Origin of the sequence: Azospirillum sp. SYSU D00513, from assembly GCF_017356015.1 — a bacterium.
GTDB lineage: Bacteria > Pseudomonadota > Alphaproteobacteria > Azospirillales > Azospirillaceae > Azospirillum.
The window spans coordinates 137560-153474 of sequence record NZ_JAFIQV010000010.1 but is presented as its reverse complement, the minus strand read 5'-3'; the positions used below and the strand labels follow the sequence as shown (position 1 = coordinate 153474).

Sequence of the window (15915 nt, the reverse complement as noted above, 5' to 3'; positions counted from 1 at the left end):
ACCCCGCAACCACCAATCTCACGAACCAAACGACATCCCCCAGGGAGGGACACATGAGCATGAAGACCGTCCTGTTCGCCGCCGGCCTCGCCGTGCTTGCCGGCCCGGCGCTGGCGCAGAGCTACCCCGACCGCCCGATCACGATGGTCGTGCCGTTCGCGGCCGGCGGCCCGACGGACACGGTGGCGCGCCTGGTCGCCCAGTCGATGAGCCAGACGCTGGGCCAGCAGGTGGTGATCGAGAATGTCGGCGGCGCCGGCGGCACGCTGGGTGCGGGCCGCGTCGCCAAGGCCGATCCGGACGGCTACACCCTGCTGCTGCACCACATCGGCCAGGCGACCTCGGCGACCTTGTACCGCAAGCTGCCCTACAAGACGCTGGAGGACTTCAAGGCGGTGGGTCTGGTGACGGACGTGCCGATGACGATCGTCACGCGCAAGGACTTCCCGGCGAAGGACCTGAAGGAGCTGATCGCCTACGTGAAGGCGAACAAGGACAAGGTGACGCTGGGCAACGCCGGCGTCGGTTCCGCGTCGCATCTGTGCGGCATGCTGATCCAGGAGGCGATCCAGACGCAGCTGGTGACGGCGGTGTACAAGGGCACGGGCCCGGCGATGAACGACCTCGTCGGCGGGCAGATCGACCTGATGTGCGACCAGACCACCAACACGACGGGTCAGATCAAGGGCGGGGCGATCAAGGCCTACGCGGTGACGACGCCCAAGCGCCTGCCGTCGATGCCGGATCTGCCGACGACGGCGGAAGCCGGGCTGCCGAACCTGCAGGTCGGCATCTGGCACGGCATCTACGCCCCCAAGGGCACGCCGGACGCGGCCATCCAGAAGCTGTCGGAGGCCCTGCAGAAGGCGCTGGCGGACGAGAACGTCATCAAGCGCTTCGCCGAGCTTGGCACGCTGCCGGAGCCGAAGGAGCGCGCCACCCCGGCCGCCCACCAGCAGCATGTCGCATCGGAAATCGCCCGCTGGAAGAGCGTCATCGAGGCCGCCGGCGTCTTCGCCGACTGATCCGCTGATCGGGACGCCTGAAAGCCGGTGCGGGGTCGCCCCCGCGCCGGCTTTTTTGCTTTTTGCATGCGTCCGCAGACAGACCACGGCGCGCCGACAATGCGCGGAAACAGAAAGGGCCTGGCCGCGTCGGCGGCCAAGCCCTTGGGAATTCTGGAAACTGGCGGACCCGGCGAGATTCGAACTCACGACCTCTGCCTTCGGAGGGCAGCGCTCTATCCAGCTGAGCTACGGGTCCCGCGACAGCGGAAGCGCACCATAGGGCAAAGCCCTGCCGATGGCAAACCCTTTAGTGAAGCTCCCGGTCGCTTTTTTGGATGGCCGGGTTCCGGCGCGCTCTTAGGTTGGCCTTAACGAATTCCCTGCAAGTTCGTGGGGAATCGTTCCATCAGCACGGCTCGGATGCGCTTTTTCCCCATGACATGGCGGCCGGTGTCGCGGCTCGGCCTGAGCGTCGGCGTGATGGGGGCGCTGCTGATCGCGGCTGTCTGGGTGGTGGTGACCGCGCTGATCAGCCAGCATCACGAGCAGGCCGTCGTCCAGACGCGCCGCGACGCCACCAATCTGGCCCTGGCCTTCGAACAGCATGTCATCGTCTCCCTGACCGCCGTCGAACAGGCGATGAAGCTGATGGAACTCGCCCTGCGCGAGGAGACGGAGACGCGCGACCTCAGCCGCTGGGCGGAGCGCTTCAATTTCCTGGGCAACGTCCATCTCCGGATCTCGGTAATCGGCCCCGACGGCCACCTCAAGGGATCGAGCCTGCCGCATGAGGGAGGGCGGGTCGACCTGACCGACCGGCAGCATTTCCGGATCCATGTCGAGCAGCCCGGATTCGGCACCTTCATCAGCCGTCCCCTTCTCGGCCGGGTGTCCGGGGAGTGGTCGATCCAGGTCACCCGGCGGCTGGAGCGGGCGGACGGCGCCTTCGCCGGCGTGCTCGTCTTTTCCATCGACCCCAACTATTTCGCGCGCTTCTACAAGACGGTCGATCTCGGCCGGCAGGGGGTCGTCACGCTGATCGGGCGCGACGGGGTCATCCGCGCCCGAAGCTCCGGCGAGGACCCCGCCGGCCTGCAGGGGCTCGGGAAGCTGATCAACCTCGGCGCCCTGTTCCATCGGCTGGCCGAACAGCCCTCGGGCAGCTTCATCACCAACGCCACGGTGGACGGCGTGGAGCGGATCGTCGGCTACCGGGCGGTGACGGGTTATCCGCTGTTCGTCATGGTGGGCTACGGGCTGGACGAGGTGCTGGCCGACCCGGGGCAGGACGCCGACCGCGTCATCGCCATCGCCATCGGGGTGACGCTCGTCCTGGCGGTCGTCCTGCTGCTCCTCGTCTCGGAGATCGAACGGCGCGGCCAGCGCGAACGCGAACTGGCCGCGGAGCGCGCCAAGCTGCGCTCCGCGAACGCCGAACTCGACCTCCGCCACTCCCGGCTGGAGCAGACCAACGCCGACCTCCTGATCAGCAAGGAGAGGGCCGAGGCGGCCACCCGCAGCCGGGCGGCCTTCCTGGCGATGGTGAGCCATGAGCTCCGCACGCCGCTCAACGCGGTGATCGGCTTCTCCGACCTCATGCGGCAGGAGGCCACCGCCGGGCATCTCGCGCCCTGGGCCGATTACGCCGCCTCCATCAACGAAAGCGGCCAGCACCTGCTGGAGGTGATCAACAACATCCTCGACCTGTCGAAGCTGGAGGCCGGGCAGACCGAACTGCTGCGCGAACCGGCGGACCTCGTCCCGCTGACGCGCACCGTCGTCCGCATGCTGGCGCACAAGGCCCAGGACAGCGGGCTTTCCCTGACGGTCGAGACGCCGGACGAGGCTGTCCTCTGCGACGCCGATCCCCGTGCGATGAAGCAGGTCCTGCTGAACCTCCTGTCCAACGCCATCAAATTCACGGTGAGGGGCGGCGCCATCCGCGTCACCGTCCGGTTCCAGGGGCTGGGCGCCGCCGTCACGATCGCCGACACCGGCATCGGCATCGCGCCCGAGGCGATGGAGCACATCTTCGAGCCCTTCACCCAGGCCGATTCCCGGGCCAGCCGACGGTTCGGCGGCACCGGGCTGGGGCTGACCATTGCCAAAAGGCTGGTGGACCTCCATGGCGGGCGGCTGACAGTCGAAAGCGAACAGGGCGTCGGCACCGTCGCCCGCGTCTGGCTGCCCACCGGTTCCGGAGCACTCCCGCAGCGGCCCGAAGCGCGGCGGCCCGAATCGCAGCAAAGCGCCGCCGTCACCGCGTGACGGCGGTTCCCGGACGGGCCGGGCCGGGCGCCGCCCTCAGCGCCCGGCGAAAGCGTCCAGGATCTTGTGGGCGACCAACTCCGACGACATGGGATTCTGCCCGGTGATCAGGTTGCCGTCCTGCACGGCGTAGGGCTGGAAGTCCGGCCCGCATTCATATTTGCCGCCAAGCTCGCGCAGACGCGTCTCCAACAGGAAGGGCACCACCTGCGTCAGTCCGACGGCCTCCTCCTCGCCGTTGGTGAAGCCGTTCACGCGGCGGCCCTCGACGATGGGCCGGCCGTCCTTGCGCTTCGCGGAAACCAGCCCGGCAGGCCCATGGCAGACGGCGGCGACGATCTTGCCGGCATCGAAGGCGTTGCCGACGAGCGTCGCCAGCGCCGCGCTCTCCGGCAGGTCCCACATGGTGCCGTGGCCGCCGGGCAGCATGATGGCGTCGAAGCCGGCCATGTCCAGCCCGTCCACCGAGGGGCTGTTCTTCGCCGCCTTCATCGCCTCCGGGTCCTCCAGGAAACGGCGGGAGACGGCGGGCATCGGCTCCTCCCCTTCGGGCGGCGCCTCGCCGGGGGTCTGGACGCTGCGCGGGTCGAATGGGATCTCCCCGCCCTTCACGGAGGCCAGCACGATCTCGGCGCCCGCGTCGCGCAGGACGTAATAGGGGGCGGCGAGCTCTTCCAGCCAGACGCCGGTGCGGTGTCCGGTCTGGCCCATCTCCGAATGCGACGTGGCGACGATGAGGATCTTGGGCATGGGATCTCCTGTACCGATGGGCTCTGTTCACGAATGAGAGCCCTAAACATAGGAGAGCCGCCGCCCGCGTCCACGGGGCAGCCTGCCGAGCGTCCGCCAGGCGTCCCCCAGGTGTCCCCAAATGTCCTAAGATCCCTGCCCTACTTCGCGGCGGCCAGCTCGCGCGGGGTCCGGTCGGCGCCGCTCGCCAGCGGCGTCCGCGGGTCCTCGATCCAGGAGACGATGTCCTTCACCACCACCCCGCCGTTCAGGTCGCGCAGCAGCATGTGGTAGCCGTCCGGATAGACCGCGACGACGTGCCGCCCGGCCGCCTCGAACTCTTCCATGGCGCGCCGGACCGGCTTGGGCGGCAGCACCTGCTCGTGCGCGCCGTAGAGCACCAGCGACGGCACCTCCAGCCGCTCGCAGGCCTCGAGCGCCGCGCCCATCAGGTCGGTCAGCCCGGCCAGCGCGTCGACGCGCGAGCCCTTGATGACCAGCGGATCGCGGGACAGCGCGCGCAGCATCTCGATGTTGTCGGAGGGGCGGATGCCGAGGTCCCTGGGCGGGTGAATCACCCAGCCCGGCACGAGGTTGTAGCTGAGCCACAGTGCCGCGCGCGGGACGAAGCCCATGGCCTGCCGTCCCCAGACGGCCGGCGCCACGAGGATCGTTCCCTTCACCGGCGGCGCGTCCGGCCCCGTCATGGCGGCCAGCACGACGGCGCCGCCCATGCTCTCCCCCATCAGGTAGACGGGGACGCCCGGATGCCGCTCGCGCAGCTGGGCCACCGCCGTCTTCAGGTCGGAAATCAGCGTCGGCGTGCCCGGCCAGACGCCGCGCACGCGCGTCTCCCCGAAACCGCGCTGGTCGTAGGCATAGGTCGCGATGCCGGCCCCGGCGAAGGCCTTGCCAGCCCCGTCGAAGGCGTTGGAGTAATCGTTGTAGCCGTGCAGGGCCACCAGAACGGCGCGCGGCTTCTCCCGGCCCGCCTCCACCGCCGGTGGCAGCCAGCGGCGCAGGGGCAGCTCGTAGCCGTCGGCGGCGATGATCGCCCGCTCGTTCAGCACCGGCGCCGTGGTGGCGGGACCCATGGGCTGATAGGCGGTGGAGCAGCCCCCGAGCGCCAGGCCGGCCGCGAGCAGCAGCCCGGCGGCCAGGGCACGCGGGGACCGGAGCGCCTCAGGCCGCATGTCCGGCGTTCCCCTGGGGCGATATCGCCTGGGCGTGCGCGCCACCCGTCAGCTGGAGGAAGATGTCCTCCAGGTCCGACTCCTCGGTGGACAGGTCGGCGATGCCGACCCCGGCGGCGGAGAGTGCGGCGAGGATCGCATCCACGCGCTGCCGGCTCGGCTTGTAGCGGACGCAGAGGCGGCGCGGCCCTGACAGTTCGGCGGTGAAGCCCGCCAGTTCGGGCGGCACGGCGGTCAGGTCGCGGTCGGTCTGGACCATCAGCGCCTTGTTGTCCACCCGCCGCAGCAGGGTTTCCGTCGGCTCGCAGGCGACGACGCTGCCGTGGTTGATGATGGCGATGGTGTCGCACAGCTCCTCCGCTTCCTGGAGGTAGTGCGTGGTGAGCAGGACGGTGACGCCCTCGCGGTTCAGCTTGCGCACATGGTCCCACAGCAGGCGGCGCAGCTCGATGTCCACGCCGGCCGTCGGCTCGTCCAGCACCAGCACGGGGGGCGTGTGCACCATGGCCTTGGCGACCATCAGGCGCCGCTTCATGCCGCCCGACAGCGAACGCGCGTAGGCGTCCGCCTTGTCGGCCAGCCCGACCGCTGCCAGCAGTTCCTCCGTCCGCCGCTCGCGCTTGGGCACGCCGTAGAGGCCGGCCTGAAGCTCCAGCATCTCGCGCGGGGTGAAGAAGGGGTCCATGTTCAGCTCCTGCGGCACGATGCCGATGCTGGACCGCGCCTGGCGCGGGTTCGCGTCGGTGTCGTTGCCCCAGATGGCGACCGAACCGGAGGTCTTGTTGACCAGCCCCGCCATGATGTTGATCAGGGTGGACTTGCCGGCCCCGTTGGGTCCGAGCAGGCCGAACAGGGAGCCGCGGGGAATCGCGAGGTCGATCCCCTTCAGAGCGAGCTTCTCGCCGGACTTGCCGGCGGCGGCGTAGGTCTTGGTGAGGCCGCGAACCTCGACCGCGTGGGCCGGCAGGTTGACGGAGGCGATCGGGGAGGCTGTGTCGACCATGGGCGTCGGTACCGTGACCTTCATGCGAGGACGTGCAATCCCGTTGATCGGCGGCACGCAATGCGTATCATCCCGCACGCGAACATGACCCGTCAGCGGGGGCTATCCTTCGGTTGGTAATCCTAGACGATGGCTGTGTCACGATCGTGTGTCAAAAGGAAGGATTTCTGCCATGCAGCCGGACCATACCCCAAGCGAGACGATCGAAGTCGAAACCGCCACGGTCGGATGCGACGGCGGCGGCGGCGCCCTGGGCCACCCGCTGGTCTATCTGCCGCTGAACCAGGAAGGACGCTTCGACTGCCCCTACTGCTCGCGCCGCTACGTCCTGAAGGAAGGCGTCAGGCTCGACGGCCACGGCCACTGATCGGGAATTCCCGATCGGGAGGCAAGGAACCGACAGGACCCTGCCCGCTTTTTGGGCGGACGCTTAAAAGAAAAAACAGTTCAGAAGGCTGCTATGCCCCCTCTCCTTTTAGGAGAGGGTTGAGGTGGAGGGGTTTGCCGGGGTCCCCATGAGGGCCGACATCCGCGGCCCCCTCACCTTCCCGGGGAACCCGCCCCGGGCGAAGAGGCGATAAAAACCCAGCCTTTCGACACCTCCTTCCTTGCCGAAGCCTGCCGCCACGGCATGGGGCACCGCGACGGCAGGCTGTCCGCCGGATCGCTGACGCCAATCCCGATCCTGCGAACGATTATCAGGATCATTCCAAACTGATGAGCTGTCAAGCCTGCGCTTGGCGAAGCGGCCGTTCATGACGGTTTGATGCCCGCCAAAAGGACAAATGCTCATAATACGTTCAGCATAAAGTCGAATGCAGATTCCCTTGACCAAAAGGATAGCAGTGGCGTCTACTCAGGATTGATGCCGAAGTGATTTCCGGTTCGGTGATTGGGTGTTCGGGTGCTTGCATGTTGTTGGCTGAAGGCATCGCCGTCGCGTCGGAAGGATCTGGCAAGATGAGCCAAGAGACGGAAGAACAGTACCGCAGTATCTTCGAGAACGCCGTCGAGGGCATCTACCAGACGACCGTGGATGGGCGCTACCTGCGCGTCAATCCGGCCCTGGCGCGGATCTACGGCTATGCCTCGCCCGAGGACCTGATCTCCAACCTGACGGACATCGAGGGGCAGCTCTACGTCGATGCCGGCAAGCGCGAGGCTTTCGCGGCGCTGATGCGCGGCCAGGACGTCGTCCAGAATTTCGAGGCGCGCGTCTACCGCCGCGACGGCTCGGTGATCTGGATCGTCGAGAACGCCCGCTGCGTGCGCGACCAGGCCGGCGCCATCCGCTATTACGAGGGCACGGTCCAGGACGTGACCGAGCGCAAGCGGAACGAGGAGAAGATCCGCCTGCTGGCGACCGTCTTCGACAGCGTCGCTGACGGCACCCTGATCGTCACCTCGGGCCTGCGCGTGCAGGCGGCCAACCCGGCCTACGAGAACATCACGGGCTTCGGTGACGAGGACATACTGGGCCGCCCCCTGACGCTTTTCGCCCCCGGCTCGCACGAGCGCGGCTTCATCGAGGACATCTGGCGCACCGCGCGCGACAGCGGGCGCTGGCAGGGCGAAATCACCAGCCTGCGGCGCTCCGGCGAGCCCTTCGCCGCCGCCCTGTCGGTGAACAGCGTGCGCGCGCCCGGCGGCGCGCTGGAGCATTACGTGCTGACGCTGGCCGACATCAGCCAGCGCAAGTACCAGGAACACCAGATCCGCTATCAGGCCAGCTTCGACCGGCTGACCGACCTTCCGAACCGCTGGCTGGTCTGCGAGCGGCTGGAGGAGGCCATCGCCCGCGCGCAGCGCTCGCGCACGAAGGTGGCCGTCGCCTTCCTGGACCTGAACCGGTTCAAGCAAGTCAACGACACCATGGGCCACCACGCCGGCGACGAGCTGCTGAAGCTGGTGGCCCGGCGCCTGCGCAACTGCACCCGCGTGACCGACACGGTCGGGCGGCTGGGCGGCGACGAGTTCCTGATCGTGGCCCCCGACGCGGCTGACCGCAACGCGGGCGCCCGGCTGGCCGAGAAGGTGCTCTATTCGATGAGCGAGCCCTTCGGCGTCTTCAACCAGGAGCTTTTCTGCGGTGCCTCCATCGGGCTCGCCTTCTTTCCCGACGACGGGGACACGGCCGACCAGCTGCTGCGCAACGCCGACTTCGCCATGTACCACGCCAAGCGCAACCCGGAGCAGCGCTGCGTCTTCTACGACGCGACGATGCGGGAAAGCACCAGCTTCACGCTGGGGCTGGAAAGCGACCTGCGCCGCGCTATCGGCAGCGACGAGTTCGTGCTGCACTACCAGCCCAAGGTGGACGCCACCGACCGCCGCATCGTCGGGGCCGAGGCGCTGATCCGCTGGGTGCACCCGACGCGCGGCCTGGTCAGCCCGGCCGAGTTCATCCCGCTGGCCGAGGAGACGGGCCTGATCTGGGACATCGGCGCCTGGACCCTGCGCGAGGCCTGCCGGACCTTGGCCGCATGGGACGAGCGGAAGCTGCCCATCGGCTCGGTTTCGGTCAACCTGTCGCCGCGCCAGTTCCAGGACCCGCGCCTCGTGTCGCTGGTGCAGACGGTGGTGCGGGAAACGGGAATCGACCCCAGCCGGCTGGAGCTGGAGCTGACCGAGAGCGCCATGATCGGCGACATCGAGAAGGCCGTAGGCGTGCTCTGCGCGCTGAAGGACACCGGCGTGCGCCTGTCGATCGACGATTTCGGAACGGGCTACAGCTCGCTCGCCTATCTGAAGCGCTTCCCCATCGACACGTTGAAGATCGACCGCAGCTTCGTGCGCGACATCGTGCAGTCCGCGACCGACCCCGCCATCGTCGGCACCATCGTGAACCTCGCCAACAGCCTCGGATTCGACACCATCGCCGAGGGGGTGGAGACGGAGGCGCAGCTCGACGTGCTGCTCCAGCAGCGCTGCCGCCGCATCCAGGGCTTCCTCATCAGCCGCCCGCTGGACGGCCGGTCCTTCGAATCCTTCGTGCGCGAGGCCAACGTCCCGGCCTGACGGGGTGCCTGGGCAAGGCGCATGCCTGCCCGAAGGGCGGCGCCCGAAAATCCCGCTGGCGGGAAGCCGGAGCGGGGCGGTAGGTTGGGCGACCGACAAGCCGGCGTGAAGGACGGGCAGGAAGCATGGCAGGCAAGATTGCCCTCATCGGCGCCGGGCGGCGCAAGCCCGCGGCCAAGGCGTCGGCACCGGCGGCCGGGGCCGACGCCCTGCCCACCTTGCCTGCGGCGGCGGCAGCCTATCCCGAGCTGCGCTACATGGGCTCCAAGAAGCGGCTGCTTCCCTGGATCCACCAGGTGCTCTCCACGCTGGACTTCGAGACGGCGCGCGACCCCTTCAGCGGCACGGGCTGCGTCGCCTACCTGATGAAGGCCATGGGCCGGCGCGTCATCGCGTCGGACTTCCTGAACTTCACGAGCGTCGTGGCCCGCGCCACGGTGGAGAACAACAGCCGCCGGCTGGACGGGCGCGCCGTGCGCCAGCTGCTCGACCATTCGCCGGACCCGCACGACTTCATCGAGCGGACCTTCGCCGGGGTCTTCTTCACGCCGGACGACCTGCGCTTCCTCGACCGCGTGTCGGGCAACATCCGGCAGCTCGACGACCCCTACCAGCAGGCCATGGCGATGGCCGCCCTGTTCCGCTCCTGCCTGAAGCGGCAGCCGCGCGGCGTCTTCACCGTGTCGGGCGACCTCAGCCGCTACGACGACGGGCGACGCGACCTGCGCCTGTCGCTTGAGGAGCATTTCATCGAGCAGATCGAGGTGTTCAACGCGACCGTCTTCGACAACGGCCGCCGCAACAAGGCGATGCGGTTGGACGTGTTCGAGATCGACGGCCCGCCGGTGGACCTCGTCTATCTCGACCCGCCCTACGTCCCGCGCTCCGACGACAACTGCTACATCAAGCGGTACCATTTCCTGGAGGGGCTGTCCTGCTACTGGCAGGGGCTGCCCATCGACATGAACACCAAGGTGCGCAAGATCGCCAAGCGCTACACGCCCTTCAGCTACCGCTCCAGCGCGGTGGAGGCCTTCGACCGGCTGTTCGCGCGCTTCGCCCGCAGCACCATCGTGCTGTCCTACAGCTCCAACGGCTTCCCCGACCTGAACCGCCTGGAGGAGCTGATGCGCCGGCACAAACCCTCCGTCCGTGTCTTCGAGCGGCCACACCGCTACCATTTCGGTACGCACGGCGGCGTCGGCCGCGCCCAGGTCACCGAATACCTCATCGTCGGCCGCTGACCCCGGACGCCAGGGCAGTTCTCCCATGGAAGTCATCAACCAGACGATCGACGCTCTCGTCGAGAGCCTGAGCCCCCTCCAGGCCGCCTGGCAGGACGCGACGGCGACCCGCGTCATCGCCATGCTGGCCGAGCTGCCCGCCAAACCCGCCTATGACTGGACCGACGCCAACCGCCTGCTGTCCCGGGACTTCGACGCCGCCCTGATCGCCTTCCAGCTCTTCCTGGAGCTGTCGCGCGACGAGCTGGACACGGCGCTGGCGGAGGAGCTGGGACCGGGCGGCATCGGGGTGAAGCGCTACCAGCGCGACCGCGACGACTATCTGAAGGCCTTGGAGACGCTCGGCCTGCTCGACGCGATGGCGATCGCCGTGAACCGCCCGGTGACCTGGAGCGACCTGCTGGTCGAGCGGCTGCGCAGCGGGCGCGGCAAGGCCATCCGCGGCCAGCTCCGCGGCCGGGGGCTGGAGAACTTCGCCGAGACCATCGTGCGCGAGGTCTTCGGCGACGCCTTCGACGTGCGCTGCCAGTTCACCGGCGCTGGCGGCAAGTTCGCCAAATGCGACCTCGCCATCCCCAGCCGCACGGCCCCCCGCATCGTGATCGAGGCCAAGGGCTATGGCGCCACCGGATCGAAGATGACCGACATCATCGGCGACGTGGACGCCATCATCGAGGCCAAGCGCAACGACACCAGCTTCTTCCTGGTCACCGACGGCGTGACCTGGCGCCGCCGGATGGCCGACCTGCAAAAGCTCGTCGAACGCCAGAACGACGGCCGCATCACCCGCATCTACACCACCCGCATGGCCGCCCAGTTCGCGGAAGACCTGCGGACGTTGCGGCGCGAATACCGGCTGCCGGGCCCGGAGGAGGCGCCGGGGGGTGATGGGAAGGTGCAGGGGGATTTGTTTGGGTGAGGCCCTGACGCTTTCCGCCAAAACCACCGATGCGGTTGTTTTCAGTTGCCCGCCCCCCATCTTCATGACAAGACAGGTTCATGAAGAAGCGGAAGCCAACCTATGATCTGGACAGCTTCAAAGCCGTGGTCGCTCGCGCGATCAAGAACCCGAATGACGCCGGCGTCATTGCAGGCAGCGCGCTGAAGGGTGCTCGTTCTATCGGGTTCGGCGTCGCAAAAATGGGAAAGGCCATTGCCTCGTTGGACCGGACGCACTTCAAGCATTCGGTGACCAGCCACGCCAACAGCCAGGAATGGCAGGACGTGTACCACCTTCCCCATGAGGATGGCCTGATCATCTACATCAAATTCCGCTCAGACAAGGTGTGTGAATTCCGCTTGTTGTCCTTCAAAGATAAGGACGAGGAGTGAACGGCATGATCGGAAGCATGAACAACAACGAACCGGATCGCCGAAGTGCCCCAAGCTGTGAATGCGGCAGCGATATGGTACGGGACACGCGGCCCATGGAGTTTCAGTATCGCGGCCATTCCATCACTCTGGAACAGCCGGGATGGTACTGCACCGCATGCGCGGAAAGCGTCATGTCGGTAGCCGATGCCCTTGTCACCGAACCGGCCTTCATGGACTTCAAGGCAACCGTGGACGGCTCTCTTCCTGCCACTGAGGTCAAGCGGATCCGCAAGAAGCTGAAGTTGACCCAGCAGGAGGCTGGGCGAAAACTCGGCGGAGGACCTGCCGCGTTCAACAAGTACGAAAAGCGGCGGGAAATCCCCAGCAAGGCAATGGCGAACTTGCTCCGATTGTTGGACCGCGACCCCGCGCGATTGCAGGAACTGGAAGCGGCTAGTCAACCGGTGTCTGGAGGAGAGCAGCCTCAGGCCGTAGGCCTTGATTGACTCCCGCACCCTGCCTCTCATTCAAGCCATAATGGCCACTTTGCGAGCGCACTATGGCGACGCGCTGGTTGCCGTCTACCTGTTCGACAGCCGCGCTCGCGGCGATCATCGGGAAGACAGCGACGTCGATCTTGCCGTGGCGCTGCGCGATCCGAAGCAGCCCTTGGTTTATGCCGACATGGAACTGGTCGATCTGACCTACGATCTGCAAGTCGAAGCCGGGCTCTATGTTCAGCCCTGGGCCTTGCCGCTGACTGCCATGGAAGGGCAGGACGACAGCCGGGCAAAGCTCGCCGCGACCGTCAAGGCCGAAGGGCGGCTGGTTGGATTGCCTAGGACTTCTTAACGGCCATGATGGGGCGGCTTTCCTCCTGTAGGGCTCTAAACAACAAAGGCCGCCTGAAAAGGCGGCCTTTGTTGAGTGTCGGCGCGTCGCCTATACCCCGCCTAAGTGACTGATGGTGCCAATCGGCCCCTCCTGGACGGCAGCGGGCGCGGCCCTATGGGCGCTTACCTCGACACGTCTCGATCATGGATCATGAACCGGGCCGGATCAACGGCATCTCTCGATCCAGACCATACGCATCCGAAAAGTCGACACATCGCGCATGGACTCACCCCCGCCACACCCGCCCCCTACCCCCTCGACTCTCCCCCGCCCATCCTCCATGTTACGGCCCCAAGCCCAGGGACGAGACCGACCATGACCGACACGACCGCCGCCGCCGAGAAGCCCGAGTCCGCCGCCAACGGGGGCGGCCTGTATCTGGTGGACGGGTCGGGCTTCATCTTCCGGGCCTTCCACGCGCTGCCGGTTCTGACCCGGCCGGACGGAACGCCGGTGAACGCGGTGCTGGGCTATTCCAACATGCTGCTGCGCCTGCTCGCCGACCTTAAGGCGGAGGCCGTGGCGGTCGTGTTCGACAGCAAGCGCAAGACCTTCCGCAGCGACTTCTACCCCGAGTACAAGGCGCACCGGCCCGAGCCGCCGGAGGAGCTGAAGCCCCAGTTCGCGCTGATCCGCGAGGCGACGGACGCCTTCTGCCTGCCCAGCATGGAGCTGGAGGGGTTCGAGGCCGACGACCTGATCGCGACCTACGCGCGGCTCGCCAACGAGGCCGGGCGCGAGGTCACCATCGTCTCCTCCGACAAGGACCTGATGCAGCTCGTGCGGCCGGGCGTGCGGATGCTCGACCCCTTGAAGAACAAGATGATCGGCCCCGACGAGGTGTTCGAGAAGTTCGGCGTGCCGCCGGAGAAGGTCATCGACGTGCAGGCGCTGGCCGGCGACAGCGTGGACAACGTGCCGGGCGTGCCGGGCATCGGCGTGAAGACGGCGGCCCAGCTCATCACCGAATATGGCGACCTCGATTCGCTGCTGGCCCGCGCGGGCGAGATCAAGCAGCCGGCCCGCCGGCAGAAGCTGATCGACTTCGCCGAGCAGGCGCGCGTTTCCCGCCGGCTGGTCACGCTGGACGACCAGGTGCCCGTGCCCAAGCCGCTGGAAGAGCTGCGCGTCCGCGAGCCCGACCACCAGAAGCTGATCGACTTCCTGCGCGCCCAGGGCTTCCGCACCATTGTCTCCCGCGTCGAGGCGGAGATGCGCAAGGACGGCACCATCGCCGACGGCGCGCCCGCCAACCGCACGCCCGGCCAGCGCCCGGCCCCCCAACGCCCGGCCGGCGAGCCGGTCGCGGCGCTGGCCGGTGCCGCCGCTCCGGCCGCGGAGGCTCCCGCGCGCCCACGCGACAGCTCCATGGATGCGGTCGAGGCGCGTTACGAGCTGGTGCAGGACGTGGAGGCGTTGCGCGCCTGGGTGCGGCGCGCGCGGGAGACCGGCCTGCTCGCCGTGGACACGGAAACCAATTCGCTGACCCCGGCCACCGCCACGCTGGTCGGCATCTCGCTGGCGACCGAGCCGGGGCTAGCCTGCTACGTCCCGCTGGAGCACAAGGCGCCGGGCACGGTCAGCGGCGAGCTGTCCTTCGACGCCCCCGCCGCCCCGGCGCAGATTCCCGTGGCCGAGGCCATCGCGGTGCTCCGGGAGGTGCTGGAGGATCCGGCCGTCCTGAAGATCGGGCACAATTTCAAGTTCGACCACCAGCTCTTCGCCCGCCACGGCGTGCGGGTGACGCCGGTGGACGACACCATCCTGATCTCCTACGTGCTGGAGGGCGGCAGCCACGGGCACGGCATGGACGAGCTGGCCGAGCTGCATCTCGGCCACAAGACCATCAGCTATTCCGAGGTCTGCGGCACCGGCAAGAACAAGATCACCTTCGACCATGTCCCGCTCGACAAGGCGCTGGCCTACGCGGCGGAGGACGCCGATGTCACCCTGCGGCTGTGGAAGATCCTGAAGCCGCAGCTCGTGACCAACCGCATGGTCACCATCTACGAGACGCTGGAACGGCCGCTGGTGCCGGTCATCGCCGACATGGAATCGAACGGGGTGCGGGTGGACCGAGCCGCACTCGCCCGCCTGTCGCAGGACCTGTCCGTCCGGCTTCAGGAGATCGAGCAGGAGGTGGTGGCGCTCGCCCCCCGCCCCTTCAACCTCGGCTCGCCCAAGCAGCTCGGCGAGATCCTGTTCGACGACCTCAGCCTGCCCGGCGGGAAGAAGGGCAAGACCGGCGCCTATTCCACCGATTCCAGCGTGCTGGAGGAGCTGGCCGAGAAGGGCCACACCATCGCGCAGAAGGTGCTGGACTGGCGCCAGCTCGCCAAGCTGAAGAGCACCTACACCGACGCGCTCCAGGCCCAGATCCAGGAGCGGACCGGCCGCGTCCACACCGCCTTCGCCATGGCGGTGACCAACACCGGCCGCCTCTCCTCCACCGATCCGAACCTCCAGAACATCCCCGTCCGCACCGAGGAGGGACGCAAGATCCGCCGCGCCTTCGTGGCGGAGCCGGGCAACAAGCTGCTGTCCGTGGACTATTCGCAGATCGAGCTGCGGCTGGTCGCGGAGATGGCGAACATCGCCGCGCTGAAGCAGGCCTTCCTGGAGGGCATCGACATTCACGCGGCGACAGCCAGCCAGGTATTCGGCGTGCCGCTCGACCAGATGACGTCGGAGATCCGCCGCAAGGCCAAGGCCATCAACTTCGGCATCATCTACGGCATTTCCGGCTTCGGGCTGGGCAAGCAGCTCGGCATCATGCCCGGCGAGGCCAACACCTTCATCAAGGCCTATTTCGAGCGCTTCCACGAGCTGAAGGACTGGATGGAGGAGACCAAGAGCTTCGCCCGCCAGCACGGCTATGTGGAGACGCTGTTCGGCCGGCGCTGCTACATGCCGGGCATCCAGGACAAGAACGCCGCCCGCCGCTCCTTCGCCGAGCGCCAGGCCATCAACGCGCCCATCCAGGGCACCGCCGCCGACATCATGAAGCGCGCCATGGCCCGCATCCCCGCGGCCCTGGCGGAGGCCGGTTCCAAGGCCCGCATGCTTCTCCAGGTGCACGACGAACTGCTGTTCGAACTGCCGGAGGATGAGGCGGAAAGCACCGCCAAGCTCGTCCAGCGCGTGATGGAGGGTGCGGCGACGCTCGGCGTTCCGCTGGTCGCCGAGGCCGGCATCGCGGACAACTGGCAGGAAGCGCATTGAAAGACGCTTGCTCCCAAATCGGG

Annotated in this window: 13 protein-coding genes and 1 tRNA gene; 10 read left to right on the top strand and 4 right to left on the bottom strand. The window is 67.7% G+C overall.

Going from position 1 to position 15915, the window contains the following annotated elements:
• Nucleotides 1-53 precede the first annotated feature (53 nt).
• Entirely contained in the window at nt 54-1025 is a 972-nt protein-coding gene (locus JUB11_RS10195; protein WP_207458415.1) for a tripartite tricarboxylate transporter substrate binding protein BugD, read from the top strand.
• A gap of 161 nt (nt 1026-1186) precedes the next feature.
• On the opposite strand, the gene JUB11_RS10190 is transcribed toward JUB11_RS10195, so the two are convergent.
• Nucleotides 1187-1263 (bottom strand) — tRNA-Arg (locus JUB11_RS10190).
• Between the two features lie 179 nt (nt 1264-1442).
• Here JUB11_RS10190 and JUB11_RS10185 point away from each other — a divergent pair.
• Entirely contained in the window at nt 1443-3275 is a 1833-nt protein-coding gene (locus JUB11_RS10185; protein ID WP_207458414.1) for an ATP-binding protein, read from the top strand.
• Between the two features lie 36 nt (nt 3276-3311).
• Here JUB11_RS10185 and JUB11_RS10180 read toward each other — a convergent pair whose 3' ends face one another.
• The 3 genes from JUB11_RS10180 to JUB11_RS10170 all read right to left on the bottom strand — a co-directional run bounded on the left by JUB11_RS10180 (nt 3312) and on the right by JUB11_RS10170 (nt 6200).
• A complete protein-coding gene (locus tag JUB11_RS10180; RefSeq protein WP_207458413.1) occupies nt 3312-4025 on the bottom strand; it encodes a type 1 glutamine amidotransferase domain-containing protein in 714 nt (237 codons plus the stop codon).
• A 140-nt stretch (nt 4026-4165) separates the two neighbouring features.
• The gene (locus tag JUB11_RS10175; RefSeq protein WP_247886968.1) at nt 4166-5197 is read right to left on the bottom strand and encodes an alpha/beta hydrolase; all 1032 of its coding nucleotides are present in this window, start codon (nt 5195-5197) and stop codon (nt 4166-4168) included.
• On the bottom strand, nt 5187-6200 hold the full coding sequence (locus JUB11_RS10170) for an ABC transporter ATP-binding protein (RefSeq protein WP_207458412.1): 1014 nt from the start codon (nt 6198-6200) through the stop codon (nt 5187-5189). Before JUB11_RS10170 ends, JUB11_RS10175 begins: the two co-directional genes overlap by 11 nt.
• Before the next feature lie 172 nt (nt 6201-6372).
• Between JUB11_RS10170 and JUB11_RS10165 the strand changes: the two genes are divergently transcribed.
• From JUB11_RS10165 to polA, 8 genes are all read left to right on the top strand, one after another.
• Nucleotides 6373-6567 (top strand): zinc-finger domain-containing protein, encoded by a 195-nt coding sequence (locus JUB11_RS10165; RefSeq protein WP_207458411.1) that lies wholly within the window; start codon nt 6373-6375, stop codon nt 6565-6567.
• Between the two features lie 593 nt (nt 6568-7160).
• A complete protein-coding gene (locus tag JUB11_RS10160) occupies nt 7161-9218 on the top strand; it encodes an EAL domain-containing protein (protein WP_207458410.1) in 2058 nt (685 codons plus the stop codon).
• Nucleotides 9219-9343: 125 nt separating this feature from the next.
• Nucleotides 9344-10462 carry a DNA adenine methylase gene (locus tag JUB11_RS10155; protein WP_207458409.1) on the top strand — a complete coding sequence of 373 codons (1119 nt, stop codon included), beginning with the start codon at nt 9344-9346 and terminating at the stop codon, nt 10460-10462.
• Nucleotides 10463-10487: 25 nt separating this feature from the next.
• On the top strand, nt 10488-11381 hold the full coding sequence (locus JUB11_RS10150; protein ID WP_207458408.1) for a DpnII family type II restriction endonuclease: 894 nt from the start codon (nt 10488-10490) through the stop codon (nt 11379-11381).
• Between the two features lie 80 nt (nt 11382-11461).
• Nucleotides 11462-11794: a type II toxin-antitoxin system MqsR family toxin gene (locus JUB11_RS10145; protein WP_207458407.1), complete on the top strand. Its 333-nt coding sequence runs from the start codon at nt 11462-11464 to the stop codon at nt 11792-11794.
• Nucleotides 11795-11799: 5 nt separating this feature from the next.
• Nucleotides 11800-12282, top strand: coding sequence for a type II toxin-antitoxin system MqsA family antitoxin (locus tag JUB11_RS10140; protein WP_207458406.1), 483 nt, complete (start codon nt 11800-11802; stop codon nt 12280-12282).
• The gene (locus tag JUB11_RS10135; RefSeq protein WP_247886967.1) at nt 12275-12628 is read left to right on the top strand and encodes a nucleotidyltransferase domain-containing protein; all 354 of its coding nucleotides are present in this window, start codon (nt 12275-12277) and stop codon (nt 12626-12628) included. The genes JUB11_RS10140 and JUB11_RS10135 overlap by 8 nt, the downstream gene beginning before the upstream one ends.
• 357 nt (nt 12629-12985) lie before the next feature.
• The gene (gene polA, locus JUB11_RS10130) at nt 12986-15892 is read left to right on the top strand and encodes a DNA polymerase I (protein ID WP_207458405.1); all 2907 of its coding nucleotides are present in this window, start codon (nt 12986-12988) and stop codon (nt 15890-15892) included.
• The last annotated feature ends 23 nt before the right edge of the window (nt 15893-15915 follow it).

Bases quoted from the DNA above. Each gene is read 5' to 3' on its own strand.
- JUB11_RS10140 (WP_207458406.1), top strand. From the start codon at position 11,800: ATGATCGGAAGCATGAACAACAACGAACCGGATCGCCGAAGTGCCCCA.
- JUB11_RS10185 (WP_207458414.1), top strand. From the start codon at position 1,443: ATGACATGGCGGCCGGTGTCGCGGCTCGGCCTGAGCGTCGGCGTGATG.
- JUB11_RS10175 (WP_247886968.1), bottom strand. From the start codon at position 5,197: ATGCGGCCTGAGGCGCTCCGGTCCCCGCGTGCCCTGGCCGCCGGGCTG.
- JUB11_RS10155 (WP_207458409.1), top strand. From the start codon at position 9,344: ATGGCAGGCAAGATTGCCCTCATCGGCGCCGGGCGGCGCAAGCCCGCG.
- JUB11_RS10195 (WP_207458415.1), top strand. From the start codon at position 54: ATGAGCATGAAGACCGTCCTGTTCGCCGCCGGCCTCGCCGTGCTTGCC.
- JUB11_RS10180 (WP_207458413.1), bottom strand. From the start codon at position 4,025: ATGCCCAAGATCCTCATCGTCGCCACGTCGCATTCGGAGATGGGCCAG.
- JUB11_RS10160 (WP_207458410.1), top strand. From the start codon at position 7,161: ATGAGCCAAGAGACGGAAGAACAGTACCGCAGTATCTTCGAGAACGCC.
- JUB11_RS10150 (WP_207458408.1), top strand. From the start codon at position 10,488: ATGGAAGTCATCAACCAGACGATCGACGCTCTCGTCGAGAGCCTGAGC.
- polA (WP_207458405.1), top strand. From the start codon at position 12,986: ATGACCGACACGACCGCCGCCGCCGAGAAGCCCGAGTCCGCCGCCAAC.
- JUB11_RS10145 (WP_207458407.1), top strand. From the start codon at position 11,462: ATGAAGAAGCGGAAGCCAACCTATGATCTGGACAGCTTCAAAGCCGTG.
- JUB11_RS10165 (WP_207458411.1), top strand. From the start codon at position 6,373: ATGCAGCCGGACCATACCCCAAGCGAGACGATCGAAGTCGAAACCGCC.
- JUB11_RS10170 (WP_207458412.1), bottom strand. From the start codon at position 6,200: ATGGTCGACACAGCCTCCCCGATCGCCTCCGTCAACCTGCCGGCCCAC.